10 protein-coding genes and 2 pseudogenes are annotated in these 14,523 nt (G+C 41.1%); 11 read left to right on the top strand and 1 reads right to left on the bottom strand.

All coding sequences use genetic code 11. The annotated features are described in order from the left end of the window. Positions 1–3 precede the first annotated feature (3 nt). Positions 4–1,119 (top strand): GerAB/ArcD/ProY family transporter, encoded by a 1,116-nt coding sequence (locus I2H74_RS14740; protein WP_195574925.1) that lies wholly within the window; start codon positions 4–6, stop codon positions 1,117–1,119. 425 nt (positions 1,120–1,544) lie between these two features. Next, a pseudogene (locus tag I2H74_RS25170) lies at positions 1,545–1,879 on the top strand (EamA family transporter); the annotation flags it as partial. 183 nt (positions 1,880–2,062) lie between these two features. Here the strand turns inward: I2H74_RS25170 and I2H74_RS14735 are convergent. Continuing rightward, on the bottom strand, positions 2,063–3,418 hold the full coding sequence (locus I2H74_RS14735; protein WP_195575248.1) for a catalase: 1,356 nt from the start codon (positions 3,416–3,418) through the stop codon (positions 2,063–2,065). A 337-nt stretch (positions 3,419–3,755) separates the two neighbouring features. Here I2H74_RS14735 and I2H74_RS14730 point away from each other — a divergent pair, with 337 nt between their 5' ends. From I2H74_RS14730 to I2H74_RS14690, 9 genes and pseudogenes are all read left to right on the top strand, one after another. Continuing rightward, the gene (locus tag I2H74_RS14730; RefSeq protein ID WP_195575247.1) at positions 3,756–5,747 is read left to right on the top strand and encodes a catalase; all 1,992 of its coding nucleotides are present in this window, start codon (positions 3,756–3,758) and stop codon (positions 5,745–5,747) included. Between the two features lie 650 nt (positions 5,748–6,397). Beyond that, positions 6,398–6,955, top strand: coding sequence for a hypothetical protein (locus I2H74_RS14725; protein ID WP_195574923.1), 558 nt, complete (start codon positions 6,398–6,400; stop codon positions 6,953–6,955). 379 nt (positions 6,956–7,334) lie between these two features. Further along, positions 7,335–7,517: pseudogene (locus tag I2H74_RS14720) on the top strand (Tn3 family transposase); the annotation flags it as partial. A 733-nt stretch (positions 7,518–8,250) separates the two neighbouring features. Further along, positions 8,251–8,940: a response regulator transcription factor gene (locus tag I2H74_RS14715; RefSeq protein WP_195574922.1), complete on the top strand. Its 690-nt coding sequence runs from the start codon at positions 8,251–8,253 to the stop codon at positions 8,938–8,940. Beyond that, positions 8,933–10,222, top strand: coding sequence for a sensor histidine kinase (locus I2H74_RS14710; protein WP_195574920.1), 1,290 nt, complete (start codon positions 8,933–8,935; stop codon positions 10,220–10,222). Before I2H74_RS14715 ends, I2H74_RS14710 begins: the two co-directional genes overlap by 8 nt. 138 nt (positions 10,223–10,360) lie before the next feature. Continuing rightward, positions 10,361–10,741 (top strand): hypothetical protein, encoded by a 381-nt coding sequence (locus I2H74_RS14705; protein WP_195574918.1) that lies wholly within the window; start codon positions 10,361–10,363, stop codon positions 10,739–10,741. 25 nt (positions 10,742–10,766) lie between these two features. Beyond that, a complete protein-coding gene (locus I2H74_RS14700) occupies positions 10,767–12,332 on the top strand; it encodes an ABC transporter permease (RefSeq protein WP_195574917.1) in 1,566 nt (521 codons plus the stop codon). A gap of 9 nt (positions 12,333–12,341) precedes the next feature. Continuing rightward, positions 12,342–13,013 carry an ABC transporter ATP-binding protein gene (locus I2H74_RS14695; protein ID WP_195574915.1) on the top strand — a complete coding sequence of 224 codons (672 nt, stop codon included), beginning with the start codon at positions 12,342–12,344 and terminating at the stop codon, positions 13,011–13,013. A 540-nt stretch (positions 13,014–13,553) separates the two neighbouring features. Then, positions 13,554–13,796: a hypothetical protein gene (locus I2H74_RS14690; RefSeq protein ID WP_324254080.1), complete on the top strand. Its 243-nt coding sequence runs from the start codon at positions 13,554–13,556 to the stop codon at positions 13,794–13,796. Positions 13,797–14,523 lie beyond the last annotated feature (727 nt).

Below are 14,523 nucleotides of genomic sequence, written 5' to 3'. Positions count from 1 at the left end.
CGAATGCTACAACCTACCCAAATCAGTGTACGCCAATTCCAAATTTTAGTTACTTTGTATACTGTAGGTACATCTATTTTGATCATGCCGGCGGCTTTAGCTGCCAATTTAAAGCAGGATGCATGGCTTGCGCCACTGATTGCCATTGGACCCGGGTTACTACTAGTGCTACTGTATAATCGAATAAACTCGGCTGCACCAGGAGCTACCATATTTGAGTTATGCGAATCGATATTAGGAAATTGGATAGGTAGAATGGTATCACTTCTTATTGTTGTCTTTTTCTTTCTTGAGTCAGCCATGGTGTTGTACGATGTGGGGAATTTTATTACTACGGTAATTATGCCGGAAACACCCATTTCATTTCTCAATTTTTTGTTTGCTATCCTTGTCATTACCGCAATCCGAAGCGGCTTTAATACATTTGCACGCATGGTGGAGTTGCTATTTCCGTTGTTTATTTTGTTCTTTCTTATGATCGTTATGTTTTTGTCACCTCAGATTGATTTTTATAAAGCTCAGCCTTTCTTGGTACTCGAGACGAATAATTTGATCTATTCGATACTAATGGTAATGAGTTTCTCTTTTATGCCGTTGGTAGTCTTTCTAGTAGTTATTCCTAAAACGTTAAAGCATCCTACATCGGGGAGCATAGGGTTTTATAAAGCTGTGCTCATTGGTGGGGGGATCTCTGTCATCGTTATCACCTTAACGATACTGGTTCTAGGATCTAACATAGCTTCTCTAAAACAGTTCCCAGTGTACTATCTTGCTCGAAAAATTAGCGTTGGGAGATTTCTTGAACGGGTAGAAGCAATGGTGGCCATCATGTGGTTAATTACCACTTTTGTGAAATTGTCGTTATATTTCTTCGCTTCAGTATCTGGACTTGTACATATCGCTAGATTGAAAAGTGAACGTTCTGTGCTGATGCCTATGGGATTCATCCTCGTTATCCTTTCTGTAGACATTTTTCCAAATTCAGTATATGAGGCTAAATTCAATTCTGCGGATTGGATCGTATCCATTTCATGTGTGGGAGTGATTCTTCCGCTATTTCTGTTGATCGTAAAACTATGGAAGGATCGAAATAAAAAAAAGAGTGATAACTCTGCATAACATAACGTTACCATCTCTATAAGGAATTTTCGTTTCATTCTGCAACAATAGAGAGGAGACGTAACGATGGATGCGAGTACAACCACACGATGGATGCGAGTACAACCAAATATGGATCGATTGTTTTCCCGCTGTTTTTATTGCTCTGATAGTGTGTTTGGCAGCTTGAAACGTGCAATTCAAAAATGCTTAAATCCAACTTAATGGTGTAGGGGCACTATTTGCTTGTTGTTTAGCATGTTCTAATTCTTCGGCTATGATGCTAATGCCTTCTTCAATATTATGCTCTTCAGTACGCATTATGCTGAGACGCAGAAGGTTTTTTAAGGAAATGGGGGAGGAATTGTGCATCTGTCGAGAAGACATCAACTCCACGATTCGCTAATCGATAAATCAGTTCCCTTGTATTGATCTCTGGAAGAGTAATTATCTCATGGGCGTTGATCATATCGCTCCCTGTAATGTTGTTACTCTCATTTCTTTACATGCCCCACTCTTGGGGAGATATCCACGTTTCTTCGTTCATAAGTCTTGCTTACATTTCGCTTTTTAGTATGTATATTGGCTTCGTATTTTGGTATCGTGGCCTTACGCAAGGGGGGGAATAGCAGGAGTTGGACAGTTGCAACTTCCCCAGCCATTCTTTGGCTTGTTATTCTCAGCTCTTATTCTACATGAGTCAGTTGGATGGCCCATCTTTGTTGTAAACATTGGTGTCGTATTGTGTGTAATGTTCGCTAAAAGGTTTGCATCCAAATAGCGCTAGGATTATAACGGTCAGATCATCAGATTAAGCTAACCAGGAACGTTAGTCCAATGGAATATCCACAGTCATGGTAAATACAAAATTAATCACAAGAAAGGAGAGTTGGAACCCATTCAATGGATCCGGCTCTCCTTATCCCTTTTATGCCAAGTTATGATCTTGGGAACGTAATTAGACTTAGGAGTGCTTCCCAATTTGTCGTGCTGTTCGCTCACCTAGATCAGGCGAAGCATTGTAAAGATAACGCAGCACGATCGCTCTCGTTTCATCTGAAATTCCTGCAAGATCGACAGCAAGGTTATCTACCAGATGTTCTTGCTGGATAGGAGACAGCGAGCGGTAGAACTGGCCGGCTTGTGAAAAATCGTCCGGTTTAGACAAATCCGTACGCTCAAGATGTCCCTCCACAAATCTTCCATTGCCACTGGTAACAAGCGAAGCGGGTGTCCAATCCTGTTGCTGATTGATCGGCACCTTCCGAAAATCCGGCCCAATGCGCCGACGCTGGGAATCCCAGTAAACATTAGCCCGCCCCTGGAGCATCTTATCGTCTGATAATTCAGCGCCCTCCAATAAGTTAGAAGGGGAGAAGGCAATCTTCTCTACCTGCTCCATATAATGATCAGGATTGCGATTCAGCACCATTCTTCCTACAGGCTGCATCGGGTATTGCCTTGCATCCCATATCTTAGTGTCATCAAGCGGATCGAAAGGAAGCTTCTGTTCATCCTCAGGATTCATCAACTGCACATAAAGCCCATATCCTACTGTATTTCCTGCAGCAAGGGTATCATACAAATCTTTTCCTGCATAATCGGGATTCTCACATGATAGCCGCGCAGACTCGTGTCGATCAATATATTGCAGTCCTGCCTCTGGCATCCAATGGTATTTCACATAGCGGCGAACACCCTGGGCATTTCTCCATACATACGTATTAACGCTGTGCCCTGGAATGTGGCGGAGACTTTTAACTGTGCCTTCATCCGAGTAAAGCCTGACCACAAAGTGTGTGGATTCGGGGGCTCTTGCAACAAAGCTCCAAAAGCGTTCTGGGTCCAATAGATTATTGACAGGAGAGGGAAGGAAGGCCTTGATGGATTCAGGAAAGCGGATTGCATCACGAACGGAAAATACGGGGATATGATTGCATATTAGGTCAAATATGCCATTCTCCGTATAGAACTTCGTGGCAAAACCTCTCACATTGCGGGACGTATCCGGTGTCCCTCGGTTGCTGACAGCAAGTGAGAATCTTACCGCAACGGGGACCTGTTGCCCTGGATGCTGCAAAAAAGAAAGCTTTGTGTAAGGCGTCATGGAATGCAAAGTTTGAAATGTTCCAAACGCGCCGAACCCTTTTACGTGCACTGGTCTTTCCACGATTTTTTCATGGATAAATGTTTGAAGCGTTTCATGCAAAAGGCTGTCCTGCTCCAATACCGGACCTCTGTCACCCACCGTCTGAGAATGATAGGCTGCAGGTCTATCCGATGACCACGGTGACGAGCCATTGTCCTTATGATTTGTCATCCGATTACTTGAATGCGTATCAAGCCTTGGTTGATTGTCTCTATCTTGTTCAGACCCTCTGTCGTTCTCCTTCATAAAGCCCCTCCTAAGTTCACAAGTCCAACGCCAATATCCTATTTTTATGCTGATCTGAGACGCAATTATGACTAGAGGGATATACTCCAAGGAAGGGAGCTGATCTTGAACCGTAATAAAGATATTCTCATCTACTTATCAAATTTAATAGGGTACATTTTCTTGTCAATCATTTTTCATCAAAATACCCCATACATATAAAAAAAGAGGTGATTACGTGAAAAAGGGTCAAAATCCAGAGGATAATGCAAAACTAGAACAGATGAAGCCATTTATCAGGGATAACATGGATCAACCAATGACCTCGGGGGAAGGGGTTACGATTGCGAATGCGGATAATTCCTTAAAGGCAGGTGTGCGTGGTCCTACCTTAATCGAAGATTTCTTAATGCGGGAGAAGCTCGCGCATTTTGATCGGGAACGGATTCCCGAACGGGTTGTGCATGCTAGAGGTTGCGGGGCGCATGGAGTATTTAAGCTGTATCAATCGCTTTCCGGCTTAACGATGGCAAAGTTTTTACAGGATCCAGCAGTGGAAACTCCATTGTTTATTCGTTTTTCTGAAGTAGCAGGCTCTAAAGGAGCCAATGAAACGAACCGTGATGTTCGTGGCTTTGCGATCAAATTCTATACAGAGGATGGGAATTATGATTTGGTTGGGGTCAACATTCCGATCTTTTTCATCCAAGATGCGATTAAATTTCCCGATTTAATACATGCGTTGAAGCCAGAACCAGATAAAGATTTTCCACAAGGGCAAACTGCTCATGATACGTTCTGGGATTTTATTGCGAATAACCAAGAAGCGGCTGCAATGGCGATGTGGATTATGTCTGATCGTGCTATCCCACGGAGTTTTCGGATGATGGAGGGATTTGGAGTACATACATTCAGGTTTGTTAACCAGCAGATGAAATCCCGATTCGTGAAATTTGTGGTGAAACCGGTTTTAGGCGTACACTCCTTAATTTGGGATGAAGCGCAAAAATTAGGCGGTATCGATCCGGACTACCATCGCCGAGATTTGTGGAATAATATTGAGGCAGGGAATTATCCGGAGTTTGAACTTGGTATTCAGGTTATCGAGGAAGAGGATGAGTTCAAGTTCGATTTTGATATATTAGATCCGACGAAACTTTGGCCAGAAGAGGATGTACCTGTACGACTAATCGGTAAAATTACGTTAAATCATAATGTAACGAACGCTTTTGCGGAAACAGAGCAAATTGCATTACATCCAGGGAATATTGTGCGAGGCATCGATTTTTCCAATGATCCATTATTACAGGGACGACTTTTTTCCTATACAGATACACAGCTTGCACGTGTAGGTGTCAATTATCAAGAGCTTCCGATCAATCGTCCACTTTGTCCTGTGCACAATAACCAACGTGATGGCGCCTCTCGTATTGTTATTAATAAAGGACAGGTTGCTTATCATCAAAATTCCTTGGCAGGTAATACGCCATATACGGTACCTGGTCCACAGGGTGGGTTTGTAACGTATCCTTCCACCGTTGAGGGCGTGAAAATTCGTAAGACATCCCCAAGCTTTGATGATCATTTTTCCCAAGCAAGATTATTTTGGAACAGTATGACACCTGTAGAGAAAAGTCACATCATTCAAGCCTTTAGCTTTGAGCTTGGTAAGGTTCAGCGTGTGTCTGTCAGACAGCAGGTGGTGAATATGCTGGGGCATATTAGCACGTTGCTCGCAACCGCGGTGGCCAATGAGCTAGGGGTAGAGGTTCCTCATATCGAGGAATCGAAGGTCACCAAATCTTCGCCCGCACTGAGTATGATGAATACCGTTTTTACTCCATATACGCTGCGTGTGGGGATTCTTTTGGGAAGGGATTTTAATGGAGAAGAACTGGAATATGTGGTTCAGAGATTTGTACATGTCGGATTGCAGCCTGTCATTGTATATCAAAGGTTAGGCAGTGTGAGAGGTAGTACTGGCCCAGAATGGAAGGTTGATGACAGCTTTTTAACAGGATCGTCACTATTGTATGATGGGTTATATGTGGTAGCAGGGACGTCTGAATCGGAATATATTGTTCGTAAAATGCAGACTTTTGCCGTGGAAGCGTACAATCATTATAAACCTATTGGTGCTACACGTGAGGGTGCAGCTTTGCTACAGCCATTTGGTATTTTAGGTAAACCGGGTGTCATTGTTGAGCATGATCCAACGGGATTTGCTGATGCTTTTATTGCTGCGATGTCCAAGCAACGTTTCTGGAACCGGTGATGATTATGTCACAGACAAGAGAATGAAGGACTTTTACAATAATTCAGTTTCATATTTTCGTTTTTAATAGCGCGTGATACATCCAACAACTCATATAGGTACCCTGTCATTTTATTGAACGGTTTATCGGCTTTTTTATATATGTTATTAAGCGGCTGTGTAATTGCTTGATTCATTTAACGTACTAAATGGTCCACGTCATAAGCGACAACGTATTGTTGTCTCATATTATCGACTTAACCATCTCGTGTGGCTCTTCACGGCACATTGGTACTGAGGGTCAGAATTCCTGCAAAGATTGGAATGTTATGGGATTCATCTGCAGCAATACCTTTGTTCTCGCTCTCAAATACGACAGTTTCAGTCAGCGTGATAATATATTGTAAATATTAGGATTAATGATATATTTATACATGGAAATATATTCATATTAATCTTGACGGGAGATGAATCAATGAATGTACCAGCATGGACTAAATCCTCGTTTAAAAAATATCGTATAGGCGGATATCAGTCAGGGACTGCTACATGGGATAAATACGTAAAGGGCACGAATAACTATATCGGAAACTATTACACTACTGAATCTGGATGGGCTCCAGGGGAGACGACTAATATTGTATATACTGAGACTGCGATACCTCATTAAGATGAAGAAATTTCAACTATACTCCTTAGTCATTATTCTGTTGCTCGTATTGTCTGCTTGTACTAATAATCATGAATCAACTACAAAGAGCCCAGCTGAGAGTTTTACGTATGAGGAATATAATGATTTGTTTTCCAAAATGAATAAATCACTGCACCTCCCGGGGTATCAATTGGTTGAAAGTACGAGTAATAAAAAAAGTATGATCGCCATTGATAATGAACTTTCATTTGGAAAACGTGAAATTTTAACGGTAGATGGAAACCAGAATAGCAATCTTACACAAGAAAGGTTAATTTATAAGTCAGACGATTCTTCTAGATACACACTACTAGATATTATCTTTAACGATGAGTATATAGGTAAAGATTTGTTACTTTGGCCGCAACAAACAGATACAACGACAAGTATAGGTTATTTAAAGAGGTATGATACCGCTTTGCTCGCCTATGAGAATGTGTTAGTTCAGATTATGAGCTTGTCTGAAAATAAATCGGTAAATCCGCAAGAAATGGAGCCACTTATAAAAGCGGTTACTAGCTTTTTGAAAGATCAATAGAAGATTGAAGAGGTAACCTGGTTGAGACTATATCAATAAAATAAGTAACCTTTAACCTTATAGTGAAATATAACAATAGTCAAAGACAATATTAATTAAAAGTTGCGTAATCGAGTAGGAGGCTACACACTAACTGAGTATCCTATCTCTAACACCACCGTATACGGCGGTCCAATTGCATTTGTGCAATTTACGTAGATGCTCGTACTGTGCCGGGAAGTCATAATATCCCGCCTGTACGAGCTTTTCGTTTATCATGGAAACGAGACAGTACTGGGCTTCCGTGGTTGGCACTTCATAACAGCTTCGCAGGAACTCCCCTAGAGGCTTGGACGGATCATTCTATCTGCAATAATTAGATTTGACTCGGTTAGCGCATCAAGAATACCTGAATAAATCCATGATACGTAATACGCATTGGCCAGAGCGATTCGTCTTCGGTAAACATGGCGAACTGCGGGAACGTTCGCTGCAAGATCAGCTCCAGCGGGAAAGTGCATTGAACATTAACATCAATGCAATTAGCATTTGGTATACCGTCTATCTCGAGCAGGCAACTAAACACTGTCTTTAATTGAGATGAAGAACACGATGTGTTTTTCGTTTTTATTACCGCCTCACTATTGGAGGGAAGGGCATGAATGATTTCTTTTAAGTAGGGCTCTCATTCAATTTTGAGACTGACATGTACCCACGTTCCAATAAACTCAATGTAATCAAAGAACATAATGCATAATAAGCTGCCGGTCTTACAGGTCGAGTGAATGTTGTGCACGATTAACTGTAATAAACAATAAGAGATGACGCATCAAATTATCATGATTTAGTGAATGTGTCACATCTCGTAAATCGATCAACAGTTAACCAGGTTGTTGATGATTAAATCTTCAGAGTCATATCAAATTTTATCTAAGTGCATGTAATGCATACGGGCATTTTCTATTACTAGGAATCTATTTGCAGAAAAATCGGAAGTATGTAGCCACCGCAGACTCTGCCTTCTTTGAATACAAGACGCATCGAGCCATGACAGAGGAACGCGTCATAACTGCAGCGGTGATCACGACTGGCGAGAAGACGGCAATCAAGAAGACATTCACCCAATATATAGGCAAAGATGTCTTCTTTTGGATTGAATTTTACCGATCATATAAAAAGCGCAAGTTCTTCAGTGGTCTCAAGAAATTATCCACTCTTTATTGTTCAAATTAATTGTTGGTAAAAATCTATTCCAGGCAATTAAGGTTAATTAAAGGTTGTGTTGTTAAGATAGAAAAGAACAAGGAGGTATCTGCGTGAGAATACTTATCGTTGAAGATGAAATACATCTGGCCGAAGCTGTGGCACAGGTTCTTAAGAAGAACCATTATACCGTCGATTTAGCTCATGACGGTGAATATGGGTTAGATTGTGCAATATCTGCGATTTACGACTTCATCATTCTAGATATTATGCTCCCTAAAATAGACGGTATAACGATACTTAAAGAAGTCAGAAAACAGGGCATTTCCGCTCCTGTCGTTCTTCTAACGGCGAAGGGTGAGACGGAGGATACCGTAAACGGGTTAGATAGCGGGGCGGATGATTATATTGCCAAACCATTTAAATCCGAGGAGCTGCTTGCCCGCCTCCGTGCGCTTAGCCGTCGTAAGGGAGAGCTATTACAGGATGGTACATTGTCTTACGGAGACATTGACATGAATCCCAATTCGCTCAAATTAATTTGCGGTAGCAAATCCTACAAGCTCACATTGAAAGAATTCCAGCTGTTAGAGCTGCTAATTCACATGAGAGGCATGATTGTATCCAAGAACACCATTATTGAAAAGCTGTGGGGATTTGACGGTGAAGCTGAAGATAATAACGTGGAGGTTTATATTTCATTTTTGCGAAAAAAATTAAGTAATATTCAATCTGAGACCTCGATCCAAACGATGCGCGGTGTCGGCTATGTTCTCAGATCACAAGGTGATAAGCATGTTTAAGAGATTACGGAACAAATTTATGATCCTAAATATGACAATCATTACGGTTGTCATGATCTCTGCCTTCGCTTCCATTTACATCATAACCTACAGTAATATACAGAATGAAAACCAAATCAAGCTGAACAATATCGCCATGTCCCCGATTAAGATGAATTCGCTGATTAAATCAGATGAGAACAATAACACCGGCAGGGTATTTGTCGGGAGAATACCAAATGATTATGCTTCCACTTTTAGTGTATTAGTTGGTAAGAACAACACATTGCTAAATGTTCACTCCTATTTGGATTTATCAGAAGAAACCTATGCACAAGCAACCAAGCTTGCCACCTCTTCGAATAAAGAAAGTGCTGTAATCTCGATTGATGGCCAGCGTTGGCTTTTTAAAATCAATTCCATGAATGCAAATCTTATTATCAAGGAAAAGAGCGGTGTTACCCAAGCGGCCGCGCTTGAACAGATTTATTTTATGGATGTGACGGAGTCGTACAACATACTTTCGCAGCTTTTGCTCACATTCGGCGTCATCACCATCGTGATGCTATTTGTGATTTTCGGTATAAGCCTGTTTTTTGCCCGGCGTGCCATTACACCTGTAGAAATTGCCTATGAGAAACAAAAGCAGTTTATCGCAGACGCTTCGCACGAACTGAAGACACCGATCGCAGTCATTCATGCCAATGCTGAGGCTTTATACGCCAATAAAACCGAAACGATTGAAAGCCAGAAGAAATGGCTGCATTATATTACCGCAGAGACTGATCGAATGGGAAGGCTCGTCAGCGACCTATTGTATCTGGCTAAAACCGACAGCGAAGCTGTAAGCAACGAGCTTACCCCTTTCAATATCAGCAATGTTGTTACCGATGTGTTACTTGCGATGGAAGCTGTTGTTTTTGAAAAAGGGATAACCCTCTCCCAGCACATTGAGCCAGATCTTATAGCAAACGGAGTTAGCGATAAAATCAAGCAAGTCGTCATCATACTGCTTGATAATGCTGTAAAGTATGTGAACGAAAACGGCAATATTGATGTTACGCTGCAGAAATCCCGTAACCATGTATTCTTTTCTGTGAAAAATACAGGAAACGGCATTCCGAAAGAATATCTGCCGAAGCTATTTGATCGCTTTTATCGTATAGACGATTCAAGAGCCCATAACGGAGGTTATGGGCTTGGCCTATCCATCGCTAGAGCAATTATAGAAAATGCAGGTGGGAAAATTTATGCCACGAGCGTTGAAGGAGATAGCACGACCTTTGTTTTTGAATTAGGTTAGAGGAGAATAATACATGATGTCCAGCCTTCGGAACGTGATCCGAGGGCTTTTTGTTGTCTTGCATTTTTTAATTTAAGGTTGGTTAAAGGTTCTTCCTTTTAAATATCGATATGAATTCTATGAGGAGGAAAAATGATAGTGAAAAAAAATCTTACAAGCATCATTATCTTCATGCTATCCGGCATTATTCTTGCTCTGGGCATATGGCAGCTCATTCTGTATATCCCTCCACAGCTTGAAATGCTAGACAATGCCGTTACACAGGGCGCGACATTGGAACAAACAACCGATTACTACTGGCATGAGATTATCCCACAAGTTCTGACCTATATCATTACTTTTCTTGGCTTTACAGCGGTGTTGTTTACTGTCGGCATGCTTCACTTCAGACTTGCTGCTAATCAACCAACCGACAATCGTAATATGGCTCGGCTATTCCCATCTAAAGCTTCAGATGACGACGAGTTGAATGATTTCTTTGATGAGTTTGAAGTTGTAAATGTGGAGCCTGAAAAATAACAAGTGCAAAAGGAGTTTGTTAAGCATGTATATCTTACAAAATGCACTTAAAAATTTAGTGCGAAACAAAGGTAGAAACCTGATGATCGGCGCGATTATTTTCGTCATCATACTGACTACCGTTGTGTCATTAATCATTAACAATACCTCTTCGGCAGTAATTGAGGATTACAAGGAGCGCTTTGCCTCGGAAGTGTATATCACGCCCGATATGCAGAAGGTCATGGAAGAGGCACAAAAGAACTCTACAGACGGTAGAGTGATGATCAAAAAGCCTGAGATTCCTTCGGAACAGCTTTTGCAGTTTGCTCATTCGGAATATCTCAAACAAAGTATTGCAACAGGTACAATTTCAGCGAATAACCCGGATATTCAGGCGATTGATCAAGATGACAATGATACATCTTCGTCAGGGGCAGGCATCACATCTATCGGCGGTCAGGGCGGCATGATGAAAGACCCTGGAATGAACGGAAATTACAAGCTAATGGGTGATAGCTGGGAAGACTTTAACGAAGGACTCCGAAGCCTTGAAAGCGGCAGATTGCCAGAAGCAGACGGCGAAAGTGTGATTAGCGACGAGCTTCGTGATCTAAACAACATTAGCCTCGGCGATGTAATCACTTTTACAGCTAATATGAGCGTTGATGCCCCCTCCGATGTGAATTCCGACAATGTTCAAGAAGGCGATAAAGTAACCGTAGATGGTATCGAATACACGGCGTCCATAAGTGGACTGGGAACTGTTCGCTTACAACGAGAGGTTACGTATCCATTAACCGTTGTCGGTGTTTATAATGATTTGACCGATGAATATGCAAATGACAATATGCCTAAATCCGCAGGATTTAATAGGCGCAACGAGGTCCTGACCACACTTAATACATTAATTGCCCAACGGAAGGCCGATGAAACAGGAGTTAATGTAAATGTAACCTATTATCTTAAAAGCCCAGAAATGCTAGCGCCATTTGAAGCTGAGGTTAGAGCGAAAGGGCTTTCTGATCTCTTCAATGTGAATACTGACACAGCCTCGTATGAAAAAATAGTAAGGCCTGTTGAGGGATTAAAGAGCATTTCCATCACATTTATGGTCGTTGTCATCATTCTCGGCTCGATTATTTTACTATTGCTTGCTTCGATCTCGATCAGAGAGCGCAAGTATGAAATTGGTGTTCTTCGGGCAATGGGGATGAAAAAAGCGAAGGTAGCACTAGGTCTCTGTTTTGAAATTCTTATCATTACCTGTTTTTGTCTTGTGATCGGATTAGGTGTGGGTACTGTTGCTGCACAGCCTGTATCCGACATGTTGCTGCAGAATCAAGCTGATGCAGCACAGTCAAGCACATCGCAAGGTGCTGATGGAGGAAATATGATGATGGGCAGCAGGGGAATGCAATTAGGCGGTGCACAGCTTGGTGGAACACAGACTAATGCAAAGCCGTTGTCCGAAATGGAAATTGCACTTGACCTTGTTACAATATTGCAGATAATAGCCATTTCCATTCTACTGGCTTCATTTGCCGGCTTAGTCTCTATCAGCAATATCACAAAATATGAGCCAATCAAGATCCTCATGGAAAGGAATTAGGTGATATCGATGAGCGTACTTACAGTTAATAATGTATTTTACAGATATGAAGGTACGAAAAAGAATGTTCTCAAAGGAGTTAATGCCTCCTTTGAGCTTGGGAAAGTCCATACGATCGTTGGCAAGTCCGGATCCGGCAAGTCAACTTTTCTTTCGCTAATTTCCGGGCTTGATGTATGCACCGATGGAGCTATTATGTATAACGATCAAGACTTGAAAAAGCTCGACCGTGACGATTACAGGGCTAAAGGAATTGGAGTTGTCTTTCAGAGCTTCAATCTCCTTACCAATGCAACCGCCATTGAGAATATTGTGCTCTCCATGAACATTAGCGGGAGCCCCGAGAAGGATAAAAAATCCTATGTTTATGCTTTACTAGAAAAGGTCGGCATCGATAGAGAAACAGCGGACAGAAAAATATTGAGACTATCCGGCGGTGAACAGCAGCGTGTTGGAATCGCACGAGCGATCTCGCACAATCCCGATATTATCATCGCCGACGAACCGACAGGCAACCTCGATAGTGCAACTGAGGAAGCCATATTAGATATCTTCACTTTGCTCGCCCATCAGGAAGGCAAATGCGTTATCATCGTTACCCATTCCAAAAAAGTTACAACCATTGCGGATATCATCTATGGTATGAGCGATGGAAAACTTGCGCAGATGAAGCAAAAATAAAGCTCAAGAGGGACACTTTGAAAAGGGTCTCTCTCTAAAATGTGGTATCTAGGATATATTACGAAAAATATTCTATTTATTCTAAGATCGATATTTAATTCGATTTCCGGTAGAAAAAATAAAAGCCGATGCTTTTGCAAAAACAGTTTCTTGATGGTTGTATTGTTCATTAAAAGAAAGGTACATGATTCGCGACGTTAATATTTCGATTACGAGTTTCGATACATGTTCTTTTCTGTGCCGAGCGTAATTAATTTCGTAAAAGAATAGTTTAACGTGGAAGCCGAGAGAAGACGCCGGCTTATCGAGCAAAGACGAAGGCTTAAAATCTATGGTGTCTTAATTAAAGTTAGTTGCAATGAAATATCGGGAATGTTAATATTGCGCAAACACTTACGATAGGAGTGAAGAGGGTAATGTCAAATTTCTTGCTACCATTTGAAGAATAAAACAAGTTTTCTTAGAAAATTCGATCAAACTGCCTTGAGCAGAATGAATACATTATATGAGAGATTTCTGGATCATAAAGCTGATTACTTAATGATAGTAGGACCTAATATAGACAGTGGGCCAGTAATAACTAACATCAATTCAAACGGCAAGGAAATCGTATGGATAATTGATATGTCAAGGGATGTATACACGAATGGAGCGATAGAAGTTTATAAATGTAAAAAATTGAACAGAGAAGAGGATAACGAAAGAACAGTTTTTTCAGCTTCAAATTGTGAGGGGTATTTAGAAGACGATTTAAAGGGATCGATAGCATTTCCAAATAAATAGGAGCTGATAAATCATTGAGCTAACGGGACCCGTTAGTTGAATGACAACAGCGGCAGCATATGACTTTATTTTTCAAGTCATTGTATTGATTGGTATATATACAACAACTAAACTCGGATTGGCCAAGCGAGTAACTCCCGAATTAGAGATAATGTTGGGAAGACAACCGATTACCATCACACAGTTTATCCGCGATTACAGGAGTTTCTTGTTCAAAAGTAAAAAATTTTAGTGGAAAGCTAGGAGAATAAGTGATTGAGATCGAGCTGCTGTGAAAACGGCAGCTCAAATTATTTGAAATGGGATTAAATATAATAATTCATGTTCACCATCTGATCGCAAACTTCAGAAATGTCAGTGAAATATGCAAGTAATTATCAAAAAGGAAGGTAATAACAAAGGATTATCCTCAGATATTAAAAGCCATCTTTTGTTATATGATGAATTAGGGGCACGCAAGTTCAAAGGGCAAACATATAAGTTCTTGTCTATCGACAAAAGTTAACTCAAAGCATGCAAAAATCTAGAGGGCACTTTTAGTAAAAGGATAAGTAATGGAGAATTTTTTTGAATTAGGGATTAGGAAAGTTCGCTCTTGTCATCCGGAAGCAAACCAATATGTTCTTGGCCTGCCACAGCGATCCATAACAATACAGGGGTCATTTTTTTATTTGACGGATTGTCAAGCTAAGTGCGACAGTTCATCCATGAAAGCTTCGTGAGCAGA

The sequence above is a fragment of the Paenibacillus sp. 1001270B_150601_E10 genome (assembly GCF_015558675.1).
In the GTDB taxonomy this organism is placed as follows: Bacteria; Bacillota; Bacilli; order Paenibacillales; family Paenibacillaceae; genus Paenibacillus_B.
The sequence above is the reverse complement of the archived record's forward strand: the minus strand, read 5'-3'. Positions and strand labels throughout refer to the sequence as shown.